The organism is Mycobacterium sp. NPDC006124, from assembly GCF_040614235.1.
Lineage (GTDB): Bacteria > Actinomycetota > Actinomycetes > Mycobacteriales > Mycobacteriaceae > Mycobacterium.
Window position 1 is genome coordinate 122,450 of the sequence record NZ_JBEXUA010000001.1, and the last position, 26,254, is coordinate 148,703.

Sequence of the window (26,254 nt, forward strand, 5' to 3'; positions counted from 1 at the left end):
GCGGGATGGCTGGGGTGCGGTCGTGTGAGTCAGACATGGACCGGGTCGACGCTCGCGTCGGGGCGTCGTTCGCGCCTCGCCTCGATGAACTGCCGGGAGAGATTGGTGACCAGTAGTGAGGCGATCAGCACGCCGCCGACCGCGATGCCCTGGGTGTATCCGCTGACGTTCAACAGCTGCAACGACTTCCGCAACGCGAGGATGAGGATGCTGGCGAGGACGACGCCGGTGATCCGGCCCTTGCCGCCGAGGACGCTGACCCCGGCCAGGAAGACGACGGTGATGACGTCGAGTTCCAGACCCAGGGCACCGTCGGGGGCGACCTGGCTGGTGATGCCCATGTTGATCATTCCGGCCAAGGCCGAGACGACGCCGGAGACGACGAACAAGAGGAATCGGATTCGTGTGACGTGGATTCCGCTGTAGCGCGCGGTCTCCGGATTGCCGCCGATCGCGTAGATGCGTCTGCCCACGGTGGAGCGGTGCAGCACGATGCCGAACACCACGGCCAGAACGGCGAACGGCACGATCGCCCAGGGGATGACGAGCCCGGGAATGTCGTCGGTGCCCAGCGCGGTGAAGAAGTCCGGCAGCGGTGAGATCGGCGTGCCGCCCAGCAGCACGTAGCAGAGCCCTCGGAACAGGGCGAGGGTTCCCAGGGTGACCAGCAGGGCGGGCAGACCCAGCACGGCGACGAAGAAACCGTTGACGGCGCCGCAGACGAGACCGGTGACCAAGGCGAACGCCACCACCGCCCACACGGGTTGGCCCGCCTGGATCGCCAGTCCTGCTGCGACCGAGGACAAACCGGCGATGCTGGCCACGGAGATGTCGATGTCGCGAACGATCACCAGCAGCGCCAGCGGCAGGGCCATCAGTGCCGCCGGAGCGAAGGTGGCCACTCCGGTGGAGATGCTGAACGGCCGGGTGAAGCCAGGAACCAGTGCCGAGGCTGCCACCAACATCGCCACCACGAGGACGAGCAGGACGAATTCCCACGTCTTGAACTTGGCCACGACTGCGTCGAACATCAGCGCGCCCCCCGGGTGAGCCGGGTACTGCGTCGGGAGAGCAGCGTGTCGACCAGAACGGTGAGCAGGATCGCTCCGCCGAAGAAGGCCTGCAGGTAGGACGGATTGATGCGGGCGACGGTGATGGCGTTCTGAATGATGATCAGGGTGATGGTGCCGAGCAGAACGCCGACCACGGTGCCGGCCCCGCCCCGCAGGGACACCCCGCCCACCACGACCGAGGCGACCAGCGTGAGTTCCAGACCGTAGGCGAGCTGGCCGTCGACGGTGGCGAAGTGCGACGCCCACATCGCGCCGGCGAAGCCGGCGAGAGTGCCCGAGATGACGAAGGCGGCGAAGACGAGCATCCGGGTCCGGATGCCGATGAGATCGGCCCCGGCAGGGTTGGAGCCGCTGGCGTAGATGTCGCGGCCAAACCGGGTGGTGCGCAAGAACACGGCGAAGAGCACGAAGAGCGCAAGACCGATCCACACCAGCATGGAGATGCCGAGGAAGCGACCCGCCGTCCAGTCGAGCCAGCCGCGCGGCACCATGCCCGAGGAGATCTGGCGACCGCTCGAGAGGATGGCGTCGACGCCCCGGAAGATCGCCAGGGTGCCGAGAGTGACCACGATGGAGGGCACCCGGCCATAGGCGACGATGACCCCGTTGACGGCGCCGCACACGACGCCGACGCAAATGGCGATCGCGATCCCGACGACCGCAGGCATGTTCGGCAGATCGCTCATCGCCCATGCCGAGGCGTAGGCCGAGAGCCCGATCACCGACCCCAGGGACAGGTCGATGTTGCGGGTCAGCATCACGACCATCTGGCCGAGGCAGGCCACGCCGATCAGCGCGGTCGTCACCGCGAGGTTGCCCAGGTTGGAGGCACCGAGCAGGTCGGGGTTCATGATCCCGAGCGGGAACAGGACGGCGATCATGGCCACCAGCAGCCCGAACTCGCGACGGGCCAACGCCCTTCGCCACGCGGGTCGGTCGCCACGGCTGACGCTGACCACCTCGGCCTTCTTCTCCTCCTCCTTGGACCTCAGGATCTCCAGGTCCGACTCGGAGGTGGTGCCGATCTTGGCGTCGGAGGTCAGCAATCCGGTTGCGGCCAAGCCGATGTCGATCTGGTTGGCGCGTTCGGCGTCGAATTCCGCGGTGATCCTGCCCTGGTGCATGACGTAGATCCGGTCGCAGGTGCCGAGTAGCTCCGGCATGTCGGAGGAGATCATCAGAATGGCGAGCCCCTGCTGGGCCAGCTCCGCGATGATGTGGTGGACCTCGGACTTGGCCTGGACGTCGACGCCCTGCGTGGGCTCGTCGAGGATCAGGAGCCGTGGGTTGGTCGCCAGCCACTTGGCCAGCACGACCTTCTGCTGGTTGCCGCCGGAGAGGTTGCCGATCGGCTGCGCATAGCTCGCGAACTTGAGTCGCATGCGCTGCAGCGGCCCGTCCACCAGGGCGAACTCGGCGCGCCGTCGAATCAGGCCGAAACGCGACGCCTGGTCGACCACGGGGAGGGTGGCGTTGTCGAGGATCGAGAAGTCCTCGATGATGCTCTGCCCGCGACGATCCTCCGATGCGTAGGCGATGCCGCGCGCCAGGGCCGACGCCGGCGAGGTGATGCGTACCGGCTGACCGTCGAGTTCGATCTGACCATCCGTGGGGCGGTCGATGCCGAATACGGCTCGGGCCACCTCGGTGCGGCCGGCGCCGACGAGCCCGGCGAGCCCGACCACCTCGCCGGCGCGGACGTCCAGGCTGACGTCGGAGACGTAACCGCCGACCCCGAGGTCGCGAAGGCGTAGGACGACGTCGCCGATGGTGGCGACCCGTTCGGGGTAGATGTCGGTCAGCTCGCGACCCACCATCAGCTCGACGACGCGGCGCTGATCGGTGTCCGCGGTGACCAGGTCGGCGACCCAGCGGCCGTCGCGCATGACGGTGATGCGGTCCGAGACCGCCATGATCTCCTCGAGCCGGTGCCCGACGAAGAGCATGGCCACCCCGCGGGCCTTGAGGTCTTCGATGACCGAGAACAGCCGTTCGGTCTCACCGATGGTCAGGGATGCGGTGGGTTCGTCGAGGATCAGGATTCGCGCGTCGAAGGCGAGCGCCTTCGCGATCTCCACCAGTTGTTGCTCGGAGGTGCTGAGCAGACCGGCCGACATGTCCGGGTCCACGCGGAGGCCGAGCGTCTCCAGCCAGCGTCTGGCTTCCTCGCTCATCCGGGCATGGTCCAGAAGGCCGAACCGGCTGGTCAGCGGCCGACCGGCGTAGACGTTCTCGTAGATCGGCAGATCGGGGAAGAGGCCGGGGTGCTGGTGCACCACGGCGATGCCGAGTGCTTGGGCGTCGAGTGGGGTGCGGAGCGTGACGTCCTCGCCGCCGACGCGGATCACACCGTCGGTGGGGTGGTACACCCCGCCCAGCATCTTCACGCAAGTGCTCTTGCCAGCCCCGTTCTCACCGACGAGGGCCAGCACTTCACCGGCTCTGATCTGCAACGACACGTCGCGCACGGCGTAGATGGCGTCGAAGCGCTTCGAGGCGCCGACGAGTTCGGCCTGCACCCGATGGTCTTCGCCGAGGACGTCGACGCCCCCGTGTTCGTCGTGCGGTTCGACGCTCCCGGTCACTGCCCATCCTCAAGGTCGACGTTGACGTTGCCAGTGTGCTCTGCGCCACACTAATTCATAAAAACGATTACGCAACCGCTTTCGCGCTCGTCGGACTCATCGGTCAGGAGAGGATTTGAGGTGTGACGCCACCCGCCGACCACCCCGTCGAACCCATGCACTGGTCTCGGATACACGGCTGGTTCGGTTGGCGGGATCTGCAGGAGGAGGCGGTCGCGACCTTCCCCGAGGGCAGCACGTTCGTCGAAGTCGGCTCCTACCTGGGCCGCAGCCTGTGCTCACTGGCCGAGGTCGTCCTTGCGTCGAACCGAGACGTCACGGTCGTCGGCGTCGACTACTGCCGCGGCAGCGGCCGCGAGGGCACGGCGGACAAGGATTCCCATGCCGCCGCCGTCGCCGACGGGGGTGGCACGTTGGCCGGGCAATTGCACCGCAACGTGATCGCGTGCGGCTTCGCCGACCGGGTGCATCTGGTGATCAGTCCGTCGCCCGCGGCCGCTGCGCTCTTCGCCGACGCATCGTTGGCCTGGGTGCACCTCGACGCCCGCCACGAGTACGACAGCGTGCTCGCCGACATCGACGGCTGGTTGCCGAAGGTGGCACCTGGCGGGTGGCTGTCCGGTGACGACTACGACGAGCAGTGGTGGCCGGGAGTGGTTGCCGCAGTGCGGGATCGACTGCCCGACGCCGTCGAGTGCTCAACCCGTCAGTGGCGCTGGGTCAAGCCGAGAACTTCTTCTGACTGACTGGCCGACGCCTCGACGACGTCGGTGATGACGACGTCGACCACGCGTGGGATCGTGCCGACGTCACCGAGGAGGTCGTGGACGACCGTCGTCGCGACGCGCCGAACGCGGTCGACGAGGTCGTTCAGTTCGGCGCCGTATCGCGCGGTCAGCTCGATGTGGATACTCCGAAGCTCGGTGCCGTCGGCCGCGACGTCGATGGAGTTCAGCTGACCCAGATGCTCGAGACGAAGCGCCCGTGCCAGCACGAGCCGCACGACCAGGTCGCTCACCGAGATCGAGCCCTCACGCCCGGTGTCGCCGGGATCTTCCGCGGCCAGTGGCGATCCGCCGCGCGGCGCGGCACGGATAGCCGCGATGACGGCCTCGGCGATGCGTTCCCAACCCGGTTCTGCCAACAGCCGGAGAATGCTCCCCGCGCGGTCGAGCAGGGCGACGACGGGGTCCTCCTTCATCGCCATCTCGCCAGTCGATCGCCGAGAGTGGCGCGAGCCCTGCGGTGGTGTCCGCGTGCCGCGTCTGGGCTCAGAGACAAGACCGTGCCGACGTCGACGAAGCTCATCGCCTCGATCTCGCGCAGAACCCACGTGGCCCGCTGACGTGGGGGGAGTTCGGCCAGCGCAGCCTCCAAGGCGGAGAGGAACTCGGCGTTGGACGCGACGACGAAGGGATCCTCTCTCGGCGACGACAGCACCAGCGGCTCCATCAGACGGTCGTCGACGGGCAGGTTCCGCTTGACCCTGTGGGTGTCGGCGATCTTGCGCGAGCAGATGGCGAAGAACCAGGTCTGAATCGAGGAGTCGCCACGGAACGAGGCGAGTTGCCGCCACGCTGCGACGAAGGTGTCCTGGACGACTTCCTCGACGTCACCTGCATCCCGCAACATCCGCCGGGCGTAGCGATGCAGGGCTGGTCCGTAGCGCAGTACCAATGTCTCGAATGCCTGGCCGTCGCCGAGTACGGCGGAGTCGACGAGGGCGCGATCCCCGAGGTCGGGCGAAGGCGGCGCCCCTGCTTCTTGGGGGCGTGTCGGCAGCAAAGTCGTCAACGGGCGCTTCCTCGATCGCCAACGCCGTCGATGATCGAGGGTGTCGGTCGTGTGCCATGCGGCAGGACGCAGCGAGTTTGCCCAGTTTGCCGATCGGCTAAACGTCCAGCATCTATTGACGTGAACGGCTTTTCTGTCAGATTCCGACATTTGCCATCGCGGGTCAGTGCGCCGCCCCGTTTGCAGACGTGATGTGAACCAGAACACCCGCCGACGGCGTTCGGAATGAGCCGTCGGCACCGACTACATGGACATCAGCGTCACACACGGTGACGCCAAACGAAGGGAACCTCCGATGACCACGTCCACCCCGAATCGCACCCCCGCCCGCCGCTCCGGCGGAATTGCCGCCAAGTTGTCGCTCGTCGTCGCGGCGGTCTTGAGCGTCGTCCTGGTGATCTTCATCCTGCAGAACACCGTGCACACGAAGATCAACTTCTTCGGATGGAACTTCGATCTGGCGCAGAGTGTTTCGCTGCTCGGTGCCGCCGTCGTCGGAGGCGTCATCACGCTGATCGTCAGTGGTGCGATTCGGTTGCGCAGGGCGGTCAAGTAGTCGCCGTCGCTGACCGTGCGAATTCATCCGCAACTCGCCACACATTGCGGATGAATTCGCGCGGTCGCGAGTCAACGGTCTCCTGTCTGTCGCACAGCCTCGGCCGCGACTACCAACCGGTCGAGAGCACCCGATCCAACGAATCGACGAAGTAGTCCACGGAGTCCTTGGTGACCACCAGCGGCGGCTTGATCTTGAGGACGTTCAGGAAGTCGCCGGTCGGTTGCATGACGACCCCCAGCGTCAGGAGACGATCACAGATGGCGGCGGTCTCCTCGGTGGCGGGTTCCAACGTGACCCGGTCTCGGACGAACTCCAGCCCGAGGTACAACCCGGACCCGTGCACGGTGCCTACGATGGGGTGGTCGTCGGCGAGCTGAAGTAGGCGCGTCTTGAGGTGCGCACCGGTCACCCGGGCGTTCTCCTGCAGGCCTTCTCCTTCGATGACGTCGAGTACGGCCAGGCCGATTGCGGACGACACCGGTGAACCACCCGTGGAGGAGAAGAAGTAGCCGCCGGTGCGGTACCGCTCGGCGATCTCTCGGCGGGTGACGACGATGCCGATTGGCTGGCCGGCACCCACGGACTTCGCGACGGCCACGACGTCGGGCACCGCCTGTTGCTGCTGGAACCCCCAAAACCATTGTCCCAGACGGCCGTAACCGACCTGAACCTCGTCTGCGATCGCCAGACCACCATGCCGTCGTACCGCGGCGTAGACCTGTGCCAGGTAGCCGTCGGGGAGTGCGACGCCGCCGGCGTTGCCGAAGTACGACTCACAGATGAAGCCCGCGAGGGGTGTCCCCGCAGCCGCCAGGTCGTCGATCACGCGGACTGCCTCGGGTGCGTAGCGGACGGCGTCGGGACCGCGGTGCACGCCGCGGTAGCTGTTGGCCGCATCGACGGTGTGCACCCAGGATGGCCGCGTCGTCAGTGCATTGGGGTTGTCGGCGATCGACGTCGACACGGCGTCGCTGGCGAACGTCCAACCGTGATAGGCCTCGCGCATGGCGACGATGTCGGTCCGACCGGTGGCGGCCATCGCGATTCGGATCGCCAAATCCGTTGCCTCGGAGCCGGAGTTGACGAAGAACACGGTGTCCAAGTCCTCCGGCAACGTCGCCGCGACCCGATCCGCGAAATCGGCGATCACGCGATAGTTGAAGCGCGAGTTCGTGTTCAGCAGATGCATCTGGCGGTTCGCGGCCTCGACGACCCGAGGATGGGCGTGTCCGACGGAGGCGACGTTGTTGACCATGTCGAGGTACACGCGGCCGTCTAGATCGGCGAGGAACTCGCGCCATCCTCGCTCGATACGCGGAGGATCGGCGTAGTAGTGCTCCTGCACCTCCGCGAGCACTCGGTCGCGCAGCAGCAGAGTGTCGTCGGCGCTGTTTGCAGCCGACGCCGGAAGGCCGAGCGTCGGACCAGGATCGCCCGCGAGGAGTTGCCAGCCGCCGGCGTACCTCGGGTCGACGTAGAGCGGAACCTCGTCCGCCGAGTCGAGGGTGAACTGGACGTCGATTCGAGTGCGGGCTGGCAGCACACCCGGTTCGAACCCTTGTACGTGGAAACGGATTTCGTGATCCCCGGAGGAGACGGTGAAGCCATGAGGCGCCGGGGTGAGGCGTTCGCCCGCCGGCACGTCGACGGTGGTGGTGGTTGCCAGCCACAGGGTGATCGAGGTGGGGAGGGTCGCCGGCACTTCGGGAGTCCGGGCGGGCGCACCGGTGAGGCGCGGTGTCCACGCAGGCACGACCGCCACGGGCGCGTGCCGGTCGAGAGCGGCGAGGGCGGCCTCCTCGAGTGCGTTCGGGTCGAGCCACCTGCCCTCGTCGTTGAGCGGTGATGTCGTGCCCGCGTCGAGTATCACGGCGCCGGAGAGTCCAGCCACCACGGGAGTCCCGCGCCACTGCGGCCGCGTGCGTGGCGCGAAACCCAATGCGCACCGGGTGAACTCACCCAGTACCGGCAACGGCACCGACACCGCCTGCTGCAGGATCAACAGCTCTCGGTCGAGTGCGGAGTCTGCGTAGGCGTTCTCGGCGTCCAGCCGCACCTGATGGCGGCCACTCAACACGAGTACCACCCCGCGCAGGACGACCAGAGGCCAGAGGGCGTCGACCTCGTCCTCGCTGAGCGGGCGCCCCTCGTGGAAGGCGCGAATGGCGGGCAGTGCGTCGGCCGGGGTGAGGCCGTCGTGGTGCAGCAGGGAGGAGACGGTGACGGCGATCTCTCCGACGGCCCACGACTCGACCACGTCGCCGAAGTCGATGACCGCGTCCGGCAGGGCCGTCGGGGTGGACGGCGCGATCACGTTGTCGTCGGTGATGTCGAAGTGCCCGGCTTGCAACGGCAATCGTGACGCGAGCGGGCCGAGGTGGCGTTGCGCGGACTCGGCGGCGGTGGTGACTAAGCGGCGCATCTCGGCGTCGGGTTCGTCGGGGAGCAACGTGTCGATCACGCGGGCCGCATGGCGCAGATCCCACTGCAACACCCGAACCGTCGCAGGATGGCGAACGTCGCGCAGTGCGAGGCTCACCTTGGCGGCGAGCTCACCCATCCGTGCGACCGTGCGAGGGGCCAGATGCCTCGAGCCCGTCAGGGTCGAGCCGCAGACGTAGGCGATGACGCGAGCATGGATGCGCCCCTGCGAGGTGTCCCACCACCCGGACATGGGGCCCTGCGGCCCCACCACCACACGGGGTACCCGCAGCGCGGGTTCGCGATCGGCGACGGTCTGGGCGGCGAGATCCTGCAGGTCGATCTCGGCCTCGCTGAACGCCGGGTTGCTGAGTTTGAGGATGCCGAGCGGCGCGGCGCCCGCTCCGTCGGAGACGACGAAGTTCTGGTCCTGCTGACTGCCCAACTCGGTGACGTCGCAGATCAATCCGAAGTTCGCGGACATGAGCCGACGGGCCTCGTCGACGGACACGGTCGGCGTGGGCAGCTCGTGATGGGTGAAGAAGTCGAACAGGTCGGCGGACATCAGCGGGTCGGTCACTTCTTCTCGTAGGCGGTCGCGCCACCGGCGGTGCGACCGGGTTGACCGTGCCGCGCCGATGTGTCGAATCGGCTAAAACATACATCGTTCGTTTTGGCGACGCCAGTGGTCCTCGGCGGTCGCAGCCATCTCGTGGCGGCGAAGCTTCGGTGGTGGCCTGTACCCTGGTCCGCGTTCGAGAGGAGGCCGGTCATCGCTCGACCCCCGCGCCCAATCCTGAGCCGCGATCTCATTGCCCGCACAGCGTTGGCACTGGTGGATCGCCATGGCGTCGACGGTGCGAGCATGCGGCGCGTCGCCCAGAAGTTGGGGGTGAACCCGGCTTCGCTCTACAACCACGTCCCCGACCGCGCCGCGATGGTCGAGGACGTCCGGGCACTCGTGTCGGCGCGAATCGATTCCGCCCCGCTGCGCGAAATGGCCTGGGAAGACGGGCTGATGGCGTGGGCGCGGTCCTACCGGCTGGCGTTCGCGCGGCACCACCGGGCCGTGCCCCTGCTGATGACCACCCGCGCATCGGCGTCGGTGCTGCTCGCAGAGTACGAGGACTTCGTGGTCGCCGCGGAGCGCGTCGGCTGGCCGAGCGCGGAGGTGCTGCCACTCCTCACCGCGTTCGAGTCGTTCATCCTGGGCAGCGTCCTGGACATGTCGGGCCCGAGCGTCGTCTACGACCCGGTAGGCCAGGAGGAGCGTTTCCCGCGATTCAGCGCCGCGTATTCCACACTGCAGGAACGGCAGTCAGACGATCCGATCGCGACCCGCGCGTTCGAACGGGGATTGGCGATGCTGGTTGCCTCGGCTCGCCCCAAGGGACGCGTGCGATCACGCGATCGGACACTTCGAGGGAGATCGGATCCATGACCTGGCGCATGCCCTCCGAAACCGCTCCGCACGACAGAACGTGGATGGCCTTTCCGCGTGAGGGAATCACGATGGGTGACGACGACTCCTCCCGCGAGGAGTGCTATGCCGCCTGGGTCGAGGTGGCTCACGCGATCGTCGAGTTCGAGCCCGTGAGCATGGTGGTCGACCCCAGCGAGGTCACGCGGGCTCGACGGATGTTGACGTCCGACGTCGAGATCGTCGAGGCGCCCTTGGACGAGTTCTGGATGCGCGACTTCGGTCCCACCTTCGTGCTCGACGACGACCGCCCCGGAGTGCTCGGCGCAGTCGACTGGTGCTTCAACGGCTGGGGCGCACCGAAGTGGGCGGAGTGGACGAAGTCGGCCGAAGTCGCCCGATTCGTCGCTGCGCACGTGGGAGCCGAGCTCGTCAGCTCAGCCCTCGTCAACGAGGGGGGCGGCATCCACGTCGATGGTGAGGGCACTGTGCTGCTCACCGAGACGGTGCAGCTGGACCCGCGCCGAAACCCCTATGCCGACAAGGCCCGAGTGGAGGCCGAGATGGGCCGCACGGTCGGTGCGACGCAGGTGATTTGGTTGACGCGCGGTCTGACGCGGGACTACGAGGACTTCGGCACCAACGGTCACGTCGACATCGTGGCGACCATACCGTCGCCGGGCCGTCTGCTGGTGCACGCTCAAACCGACCCCGCCCATCCCGACCATCAGGTGACCCGGGAGGTGCGCGCGTCATTGGCCGACACCACCGATGCCGCCGGGCGCAGGTGGGACATCGTCGACCTCCCGGCACCCGCCACCCTCCGCGACGACGACGGGTTCGTCGACTGGAGCTACGTCAACCACCACGTCGTCAACGACGGTGTGATTGCATGCAGCTTCGGCGAGGAGGTGGCGGACGCCCGGGCCCGTGACCTGCTCGCCGACGCCTACCCAGGTCGACGGGTGGTCAGCGTCGAGGCACGTCCGATCTTCGCCCGCGGTGGTGGCGTCCACTGCATCACCCAGCAGCAACCCAAAGTGCTTGCGAGCGAATAGAACCAGATCAGTCCCGAGTGTTCCCGCCCTTGCGTCGCCGCACCCGGGCCAGCACGTCGTCGGAGGCACGGAACGTCAGCTGGCGGACCCGCCCCTCGCCGACGGTGAAGTCGAAGGCGACCTTGACGAGCCCCCGGTGAATCCAGGCCGCACCTGGCCGGGTGTCCAGGAAGACCGGATGCGCCGCCGCCGCGGCGCCGTTCAAGAACGCCGCGACCTCGTCGCGCCCCGTCATGCGCGCCGGCGTACCCAAGGCGATGGCTGCGGCGTCGGCCGTCACGACCACGTCGGGTGCCAGCAGTTCCAGCAGGCGTGAGAAGTCCCCCTCGCGAGCCGCGGCCATGAAGGCGTCCACGATCTCCCAGTCGGCGAGGGCGTCGACCTGCGCGGCGGGGCGCACCCGGCTTCGCGCCCGCGAGGCAAGCTTGCGTGCAGCTGCGGGCGTGGTGTCGAGCATCGTGGCAATGGAGCCGAAGTCGACGCCGAAACTGTCGTGCAGCACGAAGGCCACCCGCTCGGCGGGACTGAGTCGGTCGAGCACCACCTGCAGGGCGATGCCGACGGTGTCGGCGAGCACCACGTCCTCTGCCGGGTCGGGTGCGGTCGCCTGGTCGGGGTCGACCGAACCTATCGGCACCGGCGTCCGCATCCGCAGCTGGTCGAGACACAACCGCGAGGTCACGATGGTGAGCCAGCCGGCGAGGTTGTCGATGGGCTCGCTGGTGGCGTTCAGGCGCAGCCACGCCTGCTGGACGACGTCCTGAGCCGCATCGGCGTCACCGAGGATGCGAGCGGCGATGCGACGTAGACGAGGACGTTCGGCCTCGAATCCGTCGTCGAGGGGGGTCGGGCTCACCATCGTGGTCACACTTTCGTCGTCGGGTGCGTCACCACGGTGACGCATCGGAACCGACCGGTGTGACCGGACAGAAGGGAACGTCGTCGTGAAGACCATGACCTGCAAGGATCTCGGGGGACCCTGCGACCGCGAACACCGCGGCGACAGCGCCGACGACATCATCAACGCCCAAGACCGGCACCTCAAGGAGCTCGTCGCGGCCGGCGACGACGAGCACGTGCCCGCCCGCCACGACATGAAGGGACGCTGGCGCCACCCAAAGAAATCGCTGAACTGGTACAACGACGTCAAGAAGCGATTCGCCGAGCTCCCGGAGCGCTGAGGGCCGTCCGTGATCCGAGCGCCGCGGGTAGGCACGGCGCCCCTTCGCCTGGCCCGCGTGCCATCAGGCGCGCCGCGCGGCCGCCATGAAGCGGTCGAGTTCGCGGTGAATGTCGGGACCGGAGGGTTGGAAGTGGATCTCGGTGGCGCCGTCGTCGAGGAGTTTGCGAATGGCGGCGGACACCTCGTCGGCCGGTCCGGTCAGCGTGTTGCCCGGCAGCAGTTCGTGGCTGCCGGCTCGCCAGGCCGCGGCATCGGCGTCGCTCATCCTCAGAAGATGTCCCTGGTGGACGGCAAGGTGCCTCTCCCGCGGCGGTCGTCGGTCGATCACCTCGAGCCACTCCTTGCCGCCGGGCATGTTCAGCACCGCATCGGGGCCCTGCAGGGTCCACGCGAAGTGCAGTTGCACGCCCGCCACCACTCCCACGGCATCTCGGACGCGGTCGTCGGAGACCGTCTCGCCGTCGTCGAGCACGGTGCCCATCACCACCACGACGCGCTTCTCGTAGGCGGCCTGCTGCGGGGTGACTGCGAACAGCGACATCATCCCCTGCGCGCCGAGGCGTCGTGAGACGGCGTCACCCTTGGGTCCGACACCGCTCATGATGAGTGGAATATCAACGGGCAGTGCATCTTCCCACTCCGTTCCGCGCAACAGCAGCTCGATGGGCGCACCCTCCCATTCCGCCGTCTCCCCGGCAAGGAGTCGTTGGTAGGCGGTGACGTAGTCCTCCATGTAGGACCACCTCACCGGCGGAAGCCCGATGGCGGCTCGACTGGAGAACCCGGTTCCGAAGGATGTCGTCACCCGGCCCGGGGCCAGCGTGTGGAGCGAGAGGGTCTGCGCGGCGTTCACCAGGGGGTGACGCTGGGTGGGGATGAGGACTCCGGGGCCCAGCCTCAACGTGGTGGTGGCCTTCGCGGCGCGGTGCAGCTGCTGCCAGACGTCGTCCCCCTGAAATGCCGTGTCGAAGACGTAACCCTGGGCGTATCCCAGACCTTCGGCGTAGGAGAACAATTCGGGCACCCTCGACGTCGGGGGTAGCCCGACGGTGAACTCGACTTCGGTCATGATGGTCTCCGCGTTCGTAGTGTGTCGTGTCGCCAGGGGGTGGGACATGTCCTCCTCACCCGGCTCCTATCGAACCGCCGCCGTCGACGCGGAGGATCTGCCCGGTGGTGAAGGCTGCGTCGTCGGAGAGCAGGAAGGCCACCGTCGCCGAGATCTCCTGCGGAGTGGCGAATCTGCGCATCGGCACCGCGTCGAGGTACCGCGCCTCTCCGTCGGACCCCGGAGGATTGTTGGCGCGGAACAGCTCGGTCTCGGTGGGACCTGGAGCCAACGCGTTCACGGTGATGCCGCTGCGCGCCAGTTCCCCGGCCCACGCGCGCGTGCAGAACTCCAAGGCCGCCTTGGCGGAACCGTAGGCCGTGCGTTCCGCCATCCCGACGGTGACCAGGCTGGTCACGTTGACGATGCGTCCCCACCCCCGCTCCAGCATTCCGGGAAGGACGGCTTGCGTCGCTTGAACGGCCACCCGGACGTTGACGTCGAACACGGCGGCCAGATCGTCCAGATCCACCGTGCCAAGGCGTCCAGGGCGTACCAGACCGACGTTGTTCACCAGGGCGTCGACCGAACCTCCGGACAGTATTCCGGCGAACGCGTCGGCAGTCTCGGTACGGTCGGCCAGGTCGGCGGTGACGAACGTGCCGGGGAAGTGAGCCGGCGCGGTGCGCGCGATCCCGACCGGGTGATGCCCCGCGTCGGCGAGCAGGTGCGCGAGTGCCCGGCCAATCCCCTTCGACGCACCGGTGATGACGACCCGCCGGGATCGGGAGTCGCTCATCGCTGGTAGGCCAGGTCTGCGGCGGTCAGGCCTTCCAGAGCCATCCCGAACGGCACCCCGTCGACGATCCGGCGCAGCAACTTCTGGTTGAGGGTCTGCTTCTGCAACGATCGATACAGTCGCGGCTTGGCGGCCAGCGTGCGGGCGATCTCCAGCCCGCGGTCATGGACCCGGTCGTGTGCCACGACTTCGTTGACCACACCCCAGCGTTCGGCCGTCGCAGCGTCGATCGTCTCACCGGTCCACAGCAGCCATTTGGCGCGCGCGGTTCCGGCAATCTCCTCCCACACCACCTGCAACCCGTCGCCCGCGGTGATGCCGAAGGCGGGATGCGGGAAGTCGCCGTAGGTGGCCCGCTCGGAGGCGATGTGGACGTCGGTGAGCAAGAGGTACTCCGAGTGGACGGTCGCCGGGCCGTTGGCAATGCCGACCACCGGGATCGGCAAGCTCAGCAGGCGTTGGAGCACGGCCAGCCCTTCACGGCGGATCTTCTCCCAGAGGGCGGGCTTGAAGATCTCTCCCAGGCTGTCCCCGTCGATGGCGTCCATGAAGGACTCACCGGTGCCGGTGAGGATGAGTGCCTGGTTGTCGGTGTCGAGAGCGATGTCCTCGAGCGCGGAGGGCAAGTCCTCGTGGGTCTGCCCGGTGAAGGTGACGGGGCCACCGTCGGTGTGGAATCGCAGAGTAAGGATGCCGTCGTCGGTGCGCTCGAAGGCGAGGTTCTCGTAGCGGCTGAAGTAAGCGGGATCGGACATGGTGATGCTCCTGTTCTCATCGGGGTTCGGCTTCGCGGCAACGGATTCGAGGGGGCTGTCGCAGGGAGACAGCTCGCGCAGGCGGCTCGAACTACGCGGACCCACATGACTCAACACCGTTTTGCGGCAAGCCGTTCTGGCTGACGCATACCGGTTGCGATGCCTGCCATTGGCCGCGCTTATGGGTGCAGGTGGTCTGATGGTCGGGTGGAACTTCGAGAGATGCGCATGTTCGTCGCCGTCATCGAGGAGGGCAGCGTCACCGCGGCGGCACGCCGCTTGCACATCAGCCAGCCCGCGCTGTCGCAGGCGATGGTTGCCCTCGAACGTCGCCTCGGGTTGGATCTGCTGATCCGCCACCGCACCGGCATCTCGCCGACCGATGCCGGTCGCACCCTGCTCGTGGAATCGCAAGCGGTTCTGGCCCGGCACGACCAAGCCCTAGCCGCGCTGAGCCGGCACGCCACCCCCGGGGACGTCTTGCGCCTCGGCATACCACTGGAATTGCCGCCTAATCTCTTGCCGGGACCCCTGGCCAGATTGGGCGCCGCACATCCCGAGACACGCGTCCAGGCCCGGCATGCGTCGACCGCAGCGCAGCTTGAGGCACTCCACAGCGGAGACCTCGACGTCGGGCTGGTCCGTGAGCGACCAGCGGCGCCCGACCTGGATGCGACCCTGGCCGTCGAGGAACGCCTCGGCGTTCTGCTGGCCCGGACGCGGGCGGCCGAGATCGCCACCGACCGGGGGGTCCGCTTGGACGCCTTGGCCGGGCTGGATTGGGTCGGGTTCCCACGCTCCGGCAGCCCGGCCTGGTTTGACGAACTCACCGCGATCCTGCGCAGCCACGGGGTGAACCCAGGCGCCGAGCCGACAGCCGGGGAGCAATTGATCGCGGAGGTGAAACTGGCTGCCGTCACCTCGGGTCGCGCCTTCGCGTTGGCGCCACCGCATTGGTCACAACCCATGCCGGAGGACGTGAGCTGGTATCCGTTGACCGGGCATCCGCTCGTCCGCCGCACCTGGGCGGTGTGGCCGGCCGAGTCCAGGCGCCGTGACATCGCGGTGTTCGTCGATGCACTTCAGAATGAATCCGCTATGGAATCTTGACGTCGGAAAGACTTGCGCAGTAGTCGATCAACGCATCCTGGAACTCGACGGACCGCGCATCGGGATGGGTGGCAGCGGGCTTCTGGTGGTAGAAGTGCTGTCCGGTGACCGTTGCGCCTGGATCATCACTGACCGCCAACCAGGCCTGGGTCACCGGACCCGCTTCGAGGTCGTCGGTGGCCTCGTCCCCGCCTAGTTTCGTTGGTACCCAACCTGGTTCGACGGTGTTGACCAGCACGTCCTGCCAGCGGCGCGCGATGCCGAAGGCCAGCAGGAGATCGAACAGCTTGCTGTCGGAGTACGACTGGTTGCCGTTCCACGGGCGGCTCGTCCATTGCGGATCATCCAGGCTGAAGGCACCCTCCTGGTGGAGCACCGAACTGAGGTACACCAGGCGCTTCGGCCGCGGCATGCACGCTGTGATGACGTAGGGCGCCAAGACGTTGACGGCGAAGGTTCGCTCGAGCCCGTCGACCGTGGAAACGCGTTCGGACGCCTGAAATCCGAGTCCTACGTTGTGGATTACCGCGTCGAAGGCTCCTGTGTCGCTGGCCTGCTCGGCGACCGACCGCATGTGGTCGATTCTCGACACGTCACCGACGACGACGCCGTCGGCTCCCGGCAGGGTGGCGGTGACCTCCTCGGCCCGACCGGCGGTTCGGGCGTGCAAGGTCACAGCATGACCGCCGTCGGCGAGTAGCCGGGCTGCCATCAGGCCCAGCCCGTCGGTTGATCCGGTGATGAATATTCGAGCCATGTTCGGGTCCTCTCCTCGAGTCGTGGTCACCGTCCACGATGCCGACGGCACTCGGGTCGGTCCAAGACCTCTTGAGTTCATGCTGATGCCCGGCGGGTATCACCGGTCGGCGATGGCAGACCTAACGCGGCGCAGTCCAGTCGGCGAGGCCATTGCGCACCACGTCGACGAAGTCGTCGAGGATCGGGGTCCCCTGGTCGTCGAGCCAGGCCAGCCGGACCTCGTTGGGCGCCACGTCCCGCAGCGCCAGGGCAGCGATGTCGGGACGGCGGTAGTAGTCCACGACCGACTTCGGAAGCACGCTGAATCCGCGGCCGCTGGCCACCCATTCCAGTTTCTCCTCCATGCTGCGCGCGGCAGGCGTCGGGCCGCGGTGCGTCTCGTGGCCCATGAGGGCCCGCCACTCCGGGATTGCGTCGGCGCTTTGCAACAGCACGTCTGCGGTGAGATCGGCGATGTCGACCACGTCGTGGCCGGCCAGCGGGTGCCCGGTCGGCACCACCGCGACATGCGGCTCGGTGAACAGGTGAATCGAGGACAGCCCGGTCAGATCAATCGGCATCCGGACGAATCCGACGTCGACCCGACCGGCATGGAGCACCTCCACCTGGTCGGTCCAGTCGGTCCGCAAGACCTCCACCGACACGTCGGGATGGGTGTCGGCGACCGCGCGGGTGGCGAAGGTGACGGTCAAGCCAGGCATGAAGCCGACGGTGAAGGTGCGGGTGGTCCCTGCTGCGGCACCGACCCGCCGGCGCAGCCCCTCCGCGCTCGCCAGCAGCGCAACGGAATCCTTCCAAAGCTGCTCGCCGGCGGCGGTGAGGCGGGTGCCCGTCTTGTCCCGCAAGAAGAGCTGCGCGCCCAATTCCCGCTCCAACGTCTGGATCTGGCGGCTGAGTACGGGTTGGGCGAGGTGAAGGCGCTGCGCAGCGGCTCGGTAGTTCAGCTCCTCGGCGAGGGCGACGAAGTACCGCAGCCTACGCAAATCGATGTCCATCGACGGCCTTCCGCAGGGACGTACCCGTCCAGTATGGCGAGTGCCGCGGGTAGACATCGTCGGTGACACTTCGTAGCCTTGCCCGGGACGTCGACACCGGGCCAGAAGCGGTCCCCGAACGAAGGACCGTGACATCCGCGTGACCGCCGTCGGCCAGTCCCTCCGGCGAACGACGTGTTCTCTCGCCGCGGCCGCCCTCGTAGTGCTCATCGCCGTCGGTGAGGTCAGGGCCGATCCGGCGGTCGACGCGCTGGCCCGTCTCGACGAGCTCTCCCGCCAGGCGGTGCAGAGTCGTGAAGCCGTCACCGCGGCCCAGCGTGACGCCGACGCCACATTGGCCGAGCAGACGATCGCGCTCGACCGCCACCGCGTCGACCTGGCTGCTCTGGACGCCGCCAACCTCGAACTCGCGCCCCACCAGGCTGCCTTCGACCGGGTGGCGGCGATGCACTACACCAGCGGAAGCACCGGGCAATTCGCCGCCGCGCTGACCGCAGCCTCGCCGGGGGAATTGATCGACCGGCTGGCGCTGCAGTCGACTGTGGCCTCCGGGATCGCCCAGCAGGTGGCGGTCTTCCATGCCGCACGCGATCGGGCGAGTTCCGCCGCCGAGGTGTCACGGGGATCGGCGGCCGAGGCGAGCGCCGCGGCGGAGTCAGCCGCCCGACGGAACACGGAACTGCAGGAGAAGTGGAGGGACCTGCTGCGTCAGATCGCCGCCGCGGAGGCGCAGTACGCGGCCTTGACCCCGTCGCAGCAGCGGGCGGTCGCCGCCATGCCTGCCCTGCCCCCCGGCGACGTCGCCTCCCCGCCCGAGGTCGTCGCCGGAGAGCTGCCGGAGTCGCTGCCCGTCGGCGTCGCGTCAGAGGCTGGGTTGCAGCCCAACACCATCCTCGCGGCGAGGGCCGTCAGCGTGCAGTTTCCCCAGATCGCCGAGATCGACGGCGTCCGGCCCGATTCGAAGCCGTGGCATCCCAGCGGACTGGCCATCGACATCATGATCCCCAACCCCGAGAGTCCCGAGGGCATCGCGCTCGGAGACCAGATCCTCGCCTTCGCGATGAGCAACTCGGCGCGCTTCGGGATACAGGACGTCATCTGGCGTGGCACCTACAACACGCCCGCCGGGCCGCAAGCCTCGGGCTACGGCCACTTCGACCACGTGCACATCACCACGACGCCGCGCCGCTGACCATCGCGCTCGTTCACGATCCGGACAGCGGTGCGGTTAGGTCGTAGAGGGTGACGCCGTCGACGGTGACGGGCGTGAATTCCTTCTCGACCCAGTCCTTGATCTGCTCGGCCTCCGTCGACCCGTTCGCTCCGGGTGGCGCCAGCGGCGTGCCGGAGTCGTTCATGCCCTTGGGAAGACCCAACCCGGTCGACTCGACGTAGTAATGCACCCGGCCGTCGGCGACGTAGCCCTGGAACTGCGTCAGCGTGGGAGCGGGGTCAGACGATCCGAAGCCGCCGAGTGCCATCACCGGAAGATCAGTCGCCAGTTGGTAATAGCCGGCTTCGGTGGAACCCGGTGTCGCGGCGACCCAAGTGAACCGTTCACTGTCGCTCGACAGCGTGGTGACCACCTCGGCAGGAACCTCGGTGTCGGCGCGTCCCGGCGGTGCGGATGCGCCAACGGAGTCGGAGGCCGGGCCCATCGCTGCCATCCCCGTACCAGGAATCTGGGGGCCGGCCGTCACGACACCGCCGGTGTGGGCCGTGCTGACGGTTTGGATCGAGTACGAGAGCGGACCGGCAATGGCCATGGCGATAGCCACGGCTGCGGCCACGGATTGCATTCTCGGGCGACGCGCAGTCGGGAGGGCCGAGATCGCCAACGCCGAGGCGGCCACCAGTGCCGCCGCGAGAACGACCCAGCGCAGCCATCCAACGAAATCCGTTGTGCGACTCAGCAGAATCCACGACCATCCGCCCGTCACCGCGGTCGTCCCGGCGAGCACGGTGACCGCCCACGTGCTTGCGCGACGGCGCCACAGGTCGGCCGCACCGATTCCGACGAGCGCGGCGACCGCCGGAGCCAGTGCGACGGTGTAGTAGTCGTGGAACAAGCCCGACATGGCGCTGAATACACCGGCCGTGCCGATCAGCCAGCCACCCCACGCCAGATATTGAGCGCGGTCCCGGTCGGTGCGTGGGAGGCGTCGGGTGACGACGAGACCGACGACCAACGCGATGAGGGCAGCGGGCAACAACCAGGAGATCTGAGCTCCCGACTCGCCGGTGAACATTCGGCCGATGCCGGCATGACCGAACGGACTGTCACCCCCACCGGGCATGGCGGGCATCGAGCCGCCTCCGGGCGAGTTGCCTTCTCCGCCCATGAGCCGCCCTAGTCCGTTGTAGCCAAAGGTCAGGTCGAGGAAGCTGTTGTTCTCCGATCCGCCGATGTAGGGCCGGTCGTCGGCGGGCCACAGTTCGACCAGCAGCACCCACCAGCCCGCCGCAACGAGCATGGCGCCAAGACCCGCGAGGAGTTGTGCGAGTCGCACGCGTAACCGGGGCGGACCGGCGAGCAGATAGGTCAGCGCCAGCCCGGGCACGACGAGCAGAACCTGCAGTTGCTTGGTCAGAAATCCCATGCCGAGCAAGACGCCGCACGACACCAGCCAGCGGGTACGACCGTCGTGGACGGCGCGCAGCAGGGCCCACACCGAGGCGACCATCAAGAAGACCAGCAGCGCATCGGGGTTGTCGTAGCGGAACATCAAGGTGGCCACCGGTGTCAGGGCCAAGGTGACGCCCGCAATCAGTCCTGCCGCGGGTCCGAACTGCTTCTTGACGATGACGTAGAGCAGCGCGACCGACGCCACGCCGAGTAGGACCTGCGGCAACTGGATGGACCAGGAGCTGACTCCGAAGATGCGGGCGGAGATCTCCATCGGCCACAGCGACGCCGGTGGCTTGTCGACCGTGATGGCGTTGGCGGCATCAGAAGACCCGAACAGGAATGCCTTCCAGCTCTTGGTCCCTGCCTGGACGGCGGCGGCGTAGAAGGCGTTGGCCCAACCGTTTCGGCCAAGGCCGATGCACCAGAACCCCGCGGTGGCCACGAGCAGAGTCGCCAGCGCGGGCTTCGCCCAGCGCGGATCGACTGATGGCTCGGGTTGTTCGGTGGTTGCGGGTCGTTGCGTGGTGTCCGCGAATGCGGGCATCGTGTTCCTCTCGCTCAGCATGATCGCTGGTCCATGGTGGTCTGGGATTGCGGTGGGCCGTTCAGCGGTTGGGGTGAAACACCCAGCCGCGCATCAACGTGAAGCGCAGTGCAGTCGCAGCGAGGTTGGCGGTGATCAGCACCGAGAGTTCAAGCCAGAGCGGTGTGGGGGACACCAGGCTGTGGACGCCGAGAAGCGAGCCGCTGGTGAGCGCGAGCGCAAGGCCGAAGACGGCGAACCCCTCGACGTGGTGGCGCAGCATGCCACTGCCGCCCCGCACGCCGAAGGTGAAGCGGCGATTGGCTGCGGTGTTGCCGATCGCGGTGATCAGCAGTGCGATCAGATTCGCGGCCTGGGCGCCGGCGGCGGCGTTCAGCAGGGAGAAGATCATCAGGTACGCCAGCGTCGACGCCACTCCGATGGCGCCAAAGCGGACACCCTGCCGCATCAGACTGCGCGGTGCGGCGGCCCGTCCCGAAGCGAGCTGGGCGGCTATCTCCCGAACGGGGATCGCCCCGCTTGCAAAGCCTTTCAGCATGCGTGTGATGCCCTTCAGGTCGGCCGTGGCAGTTGCGACGATGTCGACTCGGCTGTCGGGGTCGTCGACCCAGTCCACCGGCACCTCGTGGATGCGCAGACCGGATCGCTCGGCCAACACCAGCAGCTCGGTGTCGAAGAACCAGCCGGTGTCCTCGACGTGGGGGAGCAGTCGGGCTGCCACGTCGGCGCGAATCGCCTTGAATCCGCATTGTGCGTCGGAGAACTTCGCGGACAGCGTCGAGCGCAGGATCAGGTTGTAGCACCGCGAGATGACCTCGCGCTTGGCGCCGCGTACGACGCGCGAGCTGCGGGCCAGGCGGGTGCCGATGGCCAGATCCGAATGCCCGGAGATCAGCGGAGCCAGCAGAGGCTGCAGCGCGGCGAGGTCGGTGGACAGGTCGACGTCCATGTAGGCGAGCACTGGCGCGTCCGATGACGACCACACGGTGTGCAGGGCACGGCCGCGCCCCTTCTGCTCCAACCGAACCACTCGTACTCCGTCGAGTTCGTCGGCGAGTTTTGCAGCGATGCGAGGTGTTTCGTCGATGCTGGCGTTGTCGGCGATCGTGATTCGGGCGGTGAACGGCAGTGCCTCCGCAAGGTAGCGGTGCAGGCGCCGGATGGAGGCTCCGAGCGCCGCTTGCTCGTTGTACACCGGAACCACCACGTCGACTACCGGAACCCCACGATGCCGTGCCTCGGCGACGGCGCTCGGCCGTGCCACCGCCGTTGAAGGAGCCACTACGTCCATCGCGCTGTGCTGAGTCATGACGCCATCGTCGGGTACCGCCATGGGGGAACCGTGGGGCGAACCTATGCGGCTGCTATGAGGATCGTCGACTGGGTGAGTGCAGTTCTGCGCGCTACTGACGGCCGGCTGAAATCACCGCTCACGTTGTCCTGCTGAGTAATTCGGACGAGGCAATCGGCGTGCAGCCGCAAGCCGGCTCACATCTGGTTCCCACAGTGCCGCTACGGAACGCCCACGTCGTGACCGTAGCGTCGAGATCGCGACTGACCGTGACACATGACAAGGAGTTTCGTGATGAATCGAAGAACACAGGTGCGCATGGCTGCCGGTTCGGTAGCCGTTTGCGGCGGGATGGCCCTGGCCGCTGTAGGATTCGGCGCTGGGACTGCCAACGCGTTTCCCTTTCCGCCGCCACCCCCCGGGCCGGGTCTGTGCCTTCCGTTCCTGCCATGCGGGGGCCCGCCCCCGCCGCCGGCACCGATGATGGGCCCCGGTCCCGGGTTCGGCATGGGCGCTCCGTTCCTGCCTGGCCGCGGCTTCTAACCGCTTCGAGGGAGGACGAAGGGGCGCGTGGCCCATGCCGGGACCGATCGGCGACGTCCTGGCCGCCTGCGGAGGTGTCGTCGTGAACGCCCGGGTGGCGATCGCCAACGACTAGCCGATCGTTTCAGTCGGCCACGTCGGCGGTGACGACATCTACCACAGCGTCGTCGAGCGAGACGGCTTCCTGGGGCGACTCACCGAGAAGGTGGGCCAGGAGATTACCGGAAAGGCTTACATGACAATGCCTTTGACACGCGAAATCGGTCGGACCCTCATTCCCAGCCCGAAGCGGATGTAGCTGCGCTTCGGCCAACCGATCACCACCCGGCAGCCAATCGGGGTGACCGACGACGACTGGGTGGCGAACATCTTGTACGAGCTTCAAGACGTCCGCTCCGAAGTCCTGAGCGGGCCGGCGTGGGGTGACCTGGGGCGCGGGATGCACCCCCAGGTCACCTAACGGTGCACGACGAGAATCAGCAGGGCAGCAACGGCACGCAGGGCGGTCGGGGTGCGGGTGGAGGCGGAGCCGGCGGTCCGCCCATCCCTGGGCCGGGTCCACCCATCCCTGGGCCGGGCCCGGGACCACCCAGGCCGCAGGGTGTTCCGGGCATACAAGGTGGGGGTGGGGGTTCTGCTGACGCAACGCCGGCGGACAAGCCCGCCGACGAGCCCATCAGAGCGAGCGCGATCATTGCCGAGCCGAGCACGGCTCGGTGGGAGCGCTTGACTGTCTTCTTCATGGGGAGGAGGCCCTTTCGGTCGTGGGGTCTTGGTCTACCGCGGAGGGGGCGGTGGGGGAGGAGTCGGCGGAGGGCACGGCTGCCCCGGTGGCGCCGCACACGGCGGTGGTGGCGGTGACGCGTTGGCGATCCCCGTGGCGAAGAGCGGCCCCAGAGCGACCGATCCCGCGCACAGGACCGCTGCGGTCACCCGGCTGGGTCTCTGGAAGTGCGATGGCAAGGTCATGAATTCCCTTCTGTCGTAGTCGACGTCGACGACGTGTTGCGCCAACGCTTTCGACGGTGCCACGAATCCGGGGGGCGCGGTGTGGCGGCACCCCATTGAGGGTTATGGGTGTCATAGCAAGGTTCTGTGCCAGGGCTGTGCCCGGCGGCCGTTCGGGCGGATGACGGAATGTGTTCGGGCAGATGACGACACAATGATGTACCGCCCGGCCGGGGAAATCGCCCGGCCGGACGGCCACACACTCCAGCGTGGGGCCGAGAATAGGCATAGCCGATGCATAGACTCTGCACAGGGCATCGCTAGAGAGCTGCTACAGAATTGCTAGGTGCACAACACCGGTGACGTAGTCCATCGATCGCCTGCGTTGGCTGGAGCCGACCGCATCACCCACCCCGACGGTTCTCCGATTCAGGTGCTCGTCGTCGATGACGAGCCTGCGCTCAGTGATCTGGTGTCGATGGTCTTGCGGTACGAAGGTTGGAACGTGACCACGGCGGCTGACGGCGCCGCGGCGATCCGACAAGCCGCCGCTGGATGCCCGGACGTCGTGGTCCTGGATCTCATGCTGCCCGACATGAGTGGGCTCGACGTGTTGCACGAACTACACCGCATCCGTCCGGAGCTCCCCGTGCTGCTTCTCACCGCAAAGGATTCGATGGAGGATCGCATCGCCGGATTGGCCGCCGGAGGGGATGACTACGTCACCAAGCCCTTCAGCGTCGAGGAGATGATCCTTCGACTTCGAGCCCTCGTCAAGCGGTCCGGCCGGGGCGTGGTCGACGGGTCTAGCCAACTGGTCGTCGGTGACCTGGTCCTGGACGAGGACAGCCACGAGGTGACCCGTGCAGGCGAACAGCTCTACCTCACCGCCACGGAGTTCTCCGTGTTGAGAGTGCTCATGCACAACCCCCGTCGCGTGCTCACGAAGGCCCAAATCTTGCACCATGTCTGGGAATACGACTTCGACGGCCGTTCCAACGTCGTCGAGCTCTACATCTCGTATCTACGCAAGAAGGTCGACGCAGATCGGCCACCGATGATTCACACCGTCCGGGGCGTCGGATATGTCATCAAGCCGCAGTAGCGCCATCGGCAGTGCTCGAGTAATTCGCCTGTTCACTCCTCGTACCTGGCCGCTTCGGATCCGCCTGGTCGCGGTCGTGACGGGTCTCGGAGTGTGCCTGTGTATCGCAGTGGGCGCGGGGACTCTGCTGGCGATGAGGAGCTACCTCATGGACCAACTCGACGCCCAGGTGATGGAGGCGCAGTCACGTTCCACCATGTTCTACGAGATGGGCAAGCTGCCGGTCGTCCGCTTCTCCGGTCCTGGCCCGCTGTTTCTCGACGGTCCGGGTCAGTCGTCCGGCACGATCGGGGCCGTGAGGTCAGGCGGCACCGTGTCCGAGGCTGCTGTCATCACTCGCACCGGCAACCGGGTTGGACTCAGCCCCACCGCGGTCGATCAACTCTCTCAGGTGCCGACGACGGGGACGGTCAGCGTCGAGCTAGACGGTGTCGGCGACTACCGGCTGACCGCGGTTCCAATCGACGGCACCGACGTCGTGGTGGTGTCCGGGCTTCCCTTGGCCGACGTGGAGGCGACCCTGGCGTCGGCTGCGTGGATCATCGCCATTTCATCGACGGCGGCACTTCTGGCCACCGTCGCCGCTGTCATGGTGATCATCCGCCGTCAGCTGGATCCCCTGTCTCGCATGTCGTTGGCCGCACAGCGCGTCGCCGGTCTGCAGCTGGACCGCGGAGAGGTACGGCTGCCGACACCCCTGGAGCCGGTGGCTCCCGAGACGGCACACACCGAGATTGGACGGCTCGGCACGGCGTTCAACACGATGGTCGACCGGGTGGCCGAGGGCCTGACGGCACGGCACACCAGTGAGACACGAGTTCGCCAATTCGTCGCAGACGCCAGTCACGAATTGCGAACTCCATTGGCGTCGATTCAGGGGTACACCGAATTCGCCGAGCGCCTCGTCGGCGACACCGACGAGCAGGGAAACGTTCGCCACCAATCCGACCTCGCGCACGCGCTCTGCAGGGTTCGCGACGAGTCTCGACGCATGAACGAACTCGTCGAGGACATGCTGCTATTGGCCAGACTCGACACCGGACGGCCCGTCGAGTGCGAGCCGGTCGATCTCTCGGACCTGCTCATCAATGCCGTCCACGACGCTCACATTGCGGGACCCCGACACCAGTGGGTCTTGGACATTCCTCCCGACACCGTCAGCGTGATCGGCGATCGGTCGAGACTCTTCCAGGCGCTGGCCAATCTGTTGTCCAACGCTCGGGTTCACACTCCGGCGGGGACGAAGATCGTCACGTCCGTAGCGTCGAACGCAGATCATTCGGTCACGCTGAGCGTCCGCGATGACGGGCCAGGAATTCCAGAAGAACTGCTGCCCAACGTCTTCGAGCGGTTCGCGCGCGGTGACGGATCGAGATCTCGGGCCGCAGGTAGTACCGGACTCGGACTGGCGATCACTCGCGCCGTGGTGATCGCCCATGACGGTGTCATCGAGGTAGACAGCAGCAAGAGTGGCACCTGTTTCACCGTCACGCTGCCCGGGACCGGCTCGGCCACCACCCCCGGGGTGGCACGTTCGGACCCGATGTCCGTCACCTCCCGGCGATAGCGCCTCGATACACTTTGCACAGCAACGGCCCATGTTGGCCGGGCATGCTCGCGGGACCAAACGTGTTG

At 67.3% G+C, this 26,254-nt stretch carries 22 protein-coding genes; 9 read left to right on the top strand and 13 right to left on the bottom strand.

Features of this window, described 5'->3' with window-relative positions:
- Window positions 1-29: 29 nt before the first annotated feature.
- A complete protein-coding gene (locus ABZ195_RS00600; RefSeq protein ID WP_355213902.1) occupies window positions 30-1,031 on the bottom strand; it encodes an ABC transporter permease in 1,002 nt (333 codons plus the stop codon).
- Window positions 1,031-3,658 carry an ATP-binding cassette domain-containing protein gene (locus tag ABZ195_RS00605; RefSeq protein ID WP_355213904.1) on the bottom strand — a complete coding sequence of 876 codons (2,628 nt, stop codon included), beginning with the start codon at window positions 3,656-3,658 and terminating at the stop codon, window positions 1,031-1,033. The genes ABZ195_RS00600 and ABZ195_RS00605 overlap by 1 nt, the downstream gene beginning before the upstream one ends.
- A 122-nt stretch (window positions 3,659-3,780) precedes the next feature.
- Between ABZ195_RS00605 and ABZ195_RS00610 the strand changes: the two genes are divergently transcribed.
- Complete coding sequence (locus ABZ195_RS00610; protein WP_355213906.1) at window positions 3,781-4,404, top strand: class I SAM-dependent methyltransferase; 624 nt, start codon at window positions 3,781-3,783, stop codon at window positions 4,402-4,404.
- Here the strand turns inward: ABZ195_RS00610 and ABZ195_RS00615 are convergent.
- Both ABZ195_RS00615 and ABZ195_RS00620 read right to left on the bottom strand, forming a co-directional pair.
- A complete protein-coding gene (locus tag ABZ195_RS00615; protein ID WP_355213908.1) occupies window positions 4,365-4,865 on the bottom strand; it encodes a hypothetical protein in 501 nt (166 codons plus the stop codon). The genes ABZ195_RS00610 and ABZ195_RS00615 overlap by 40 nt on opposite strands.
- Window positions 4,856-5,452, bottom strand: coding sequence for a sigma-70 family RNA polymerase sigma factor (locus ABZ195_RS00620; RefSeq protein ID WP_355213910.1), 597 nt, complete (start codon window positions 5,450-5,452; stop codon window positions 4,856-4,858). Before ABZ195_RS00620 ends, ABZ195_RS00615 begins: the two co-directional genes overlap by 10 nt.
- 295 nt (window positions 5,453-5,747) lie before the next feature.
- On the opposite strand from ABZ195_RS00620, the gene ABZ195_RS00625 reads away from it, so the two are divergent.
- Window positions 5,748-6,008, top strand: coding sequence for a lipopolysaccharide assembly protein LapA domain-containing protein (locus tag ABZ195_RS00625; RefSeq protein ID WP_355213911.1), 261 nt, complete (start codon window positions 5,748-5,750; stop codon window positions 6,006-6,008).
- A gap of 109 nt (window positions 6,009-6,117) precedes the next feature.
- Here the strand turns inward: ABZ195_RS00625 and ABZ195_RS00630 are convergent, their stop codons facing one another.
- Entirely contained in the window at window positions 6,118-9,012 is a 2,895-nt protein-coding gene (locus ABZ195_RS00630) for an aminotransferase (protein ID WP_355213913.1), read from the bottom strand.
- Between the two features lie 132 nt (window positions 9,013-9,144).
- Here ABZ195_RS00630 and ABZ195_RS00635 point away from each other — a divergent pair, with 132 nt between their 5' ends.
- Window positions 9,145-9,873 (top strand): TetR/AcrR family transcriptional regulator C-terminal domain-containing protein, encoded by a 729-nt coding sequence (locus tag ABZ195_RS00635; RefSeq protein WP_355214888.1) that lies wholly within the window; start codon window positions 9,145-9,147, stop codon window positions 9,871-9,873.
- A complete protein-coding gene (locus ABZ195_RS00640) occupies window positions 9,870-10,910 on the top strand; it encodes an agmatine deiminase family protein (protein WP_355213915.1) in 1,041 nt (346 codons plus the stop codon). The genes ABZ195_RS00635 and ABZ195_RS00640 overlap by 4 nt, the downstream gene beginning before the upstream one ends.
- 7 nt (window positions 10,911-10,917) lie before the next feature.
- Here ABZ195_RS00640 and ABZ195_RS00645 read toward each other — a convergent pair whose 3' ends face one another.
- Window positions 10,918-11,769 (bottom strand): sigma-70 family RNA polymerase sigma factor, encoded by an 852-nt coding sequence (locus ABZ195_RS00645; RefSeq protein ID WP_355213916.1) that lies wholly within the window; start codon window positions 11,767-11,769, stop codon window positions 10,918-10,920.
- Between the two features lie 94 nt (window positions 11,770-11,863).
- On the opposite strand from ABZ195_RS00645, the gene ABZ195_RS00650 reads away from it, so the two are divergent.
- The gene (locus ABZ195_RS00650) at window positions 11,864-12,091 is read left to right on the top strand and encodes a hypothetical protein (RefSeq protein WP_355214890.1); all 228 of its coding nucleotides are present in this window, start codon (window positions 11,864-11,866) and stop codon (window positions 12,089-12,091) included.
- Between the two features lie 63 nt (window positions 12,092-12,154).
- Here ABZ195_RS00650 and ABZ195_RS00655 read toward each other — a convergent pair whose 3' ends face one another.
- Genes ABZ195_RS00655 through ABZ195_RS00665 form a run of 3 tightly spaced genes read right to left on the bottom strand, consistent with a single transcriptional unit; the run spans window position 12,155 to window position 14,695 of the window.
- Window positions 12,155-13,162, bottom strand: coding sequence for an LLM class flavin-dependent oxidoreductase (locus ABZ195_RS00655; protein WP_355213918.1), 1,008 nt, complete (start codon window positions 13,160-13,162; stop codon window positions 12,155-12,157).
- 55 nt (window positions 13,163-13,217) lie between these two features.
- Entirely contained in the window at window positions 13,218-13,940 is a 723-nt protein-coding gene (locus tag ABZ195_RS00660; RefSeq protein ID WP_355213919.1) for an SDR family oxidoreductase, read from the bottom strand.
- Window positions 13,937-14,695, bottom strand: a complete 759-nt coding sequence (locus ABZ195_RS00665; RefSeq protein ID WP_355213920.1) for an enoyl-CoA hydratase/isomerase family protein — start codon at window positions 14,693-14,695, stop codon at window positions 13,937-13,939. The genes ABZ195_RS00660 and ABZ195_RS00665 overlap by 4 nt, the downstream gene beginning before the upstream one ends.
- 207 nt (window positions 14,696-14,902) lie before the next feature.
- On the opposite strand from ABZ195_RS00665, the gene ABZ195_RS00670 reads away from it, so the two are divergent.
- A complete protein-coding gene (locus ABZ195_RS00670) occupies window positions 14,903-15,805 on the top strand; it encodes a LysR family transcriptional regulator (RefSeq protein WP_355213922.1) in 903 nt (300 codons plus the stop codon).
- Here the strand turns inward: ABZ195_RS00670 and ABZ195_RS00675 are convergent.
- Both ABZ195_RS00675 and ABZ195_RS00680 read right to left on the bottom strand, forming a co-directional pair.
- Window positions 15,792-16,562 carry an SDR family NAD(P)-dependent oxidoreductase gene (locus tag ABZ195_RS00675; protein ID WP_355213923.1) on the bottom strand — a complete coding sequence of 257 codons (771 nt, stop codon included), beginning with the start codon at window positions 16,560-16,562 and terminating at the stop codon, window positions 15,792-15,794. The two genes, ABZ195_RS00670 and ABZ195_RS00675, sit on opposite strands and share 14 nt — an antisense overlap.
- Before the next feature lie 121 nt (window positions 16,563-16,683).
- Window positions 16,684-17,559, bottom strand: coding sequence for a LysR substrate-binding domain-containing protein (locus tag ABZ195_RS00680; protein ID WP_355213925.1), 876 nt, complete (start codon window positions 17,557-17,559; stop codon window positions 16,684-16,686).
- 139 nt (window positions 17,560-17,698) lie between these two features.
- Here ABZ195_RS00680 and ABZ195_RS00685 point away from each other — a divergent pair, with 139 nt between their 5' ends.
- Entirely contained in the window at window positions 17,699-18,751 is a 1,053-nt protein-coding gene (locus tag ABZ195_RS00685) for a glycoside hydrolase (protein ID WP_355213927.1), read from the top strand.
- Window positions 18,752-18,764: 13 nt separating this feature from the next.
- Here the strand turns inward: ABZ195_RS00685 and ABZ195_RS00690 are convergent, their stop codons facing one another.
- Window positions 18,765-20,732: a glycosyltransferase family 39 protein gene (locus ABZ195_RS00690; protein WP_355213929.1), complete on the bottom strand. Its 1,968-nt coding sequence runs from the start codon at window positions 20,730-20,732 to the stop codon at window positions 18,765-18,767.
- 61 nt (window positions 20,733-20,793) lie between these two features.
- Complete coding sequence (locus tag ABZ195_RS00695) at window positions 20,794-22,023, bottom strand: bifunctional glycosyltransferase family 2/GtrA family protein (protein ID WP_355214891.1); 1,230 nt, start codon at window positions 22,021-22,023, stop codon at window positions 20,794-20,796.
- Between the two features lie 1,894 nt (window positions 22,024-23,917).
- On the opposite strand from ABZ195_RS00695, the gene ABZ195_RS00700 reads away from it, so the two are divergent.
- Window positions 23,918-24,619, top strand: coding sequence for a response regulator transcription factor (locus ABZ195_RS00700; protein ID WP_142271026.1), 702 nt, complete (start codon window positions 23,918-23,920; stop codon window positions 24,617-24,619).
- A gap of 133 nt (window positions 24,620-24,752) precedes the next feature.
- A complete protein-coding gene (locus ABZ195_RS00705; RefSeq protein WP_355213931.1) occupies window positions 24,753-26,186 on the top strand; it encodes a HAMP domain-containing sensor histidine kinase in 1,434 nt (477 codons plus the stop codon).
- The last annotated feature ends 68 nt before the right edge of the window (window positions 26,187-26,254 follow it).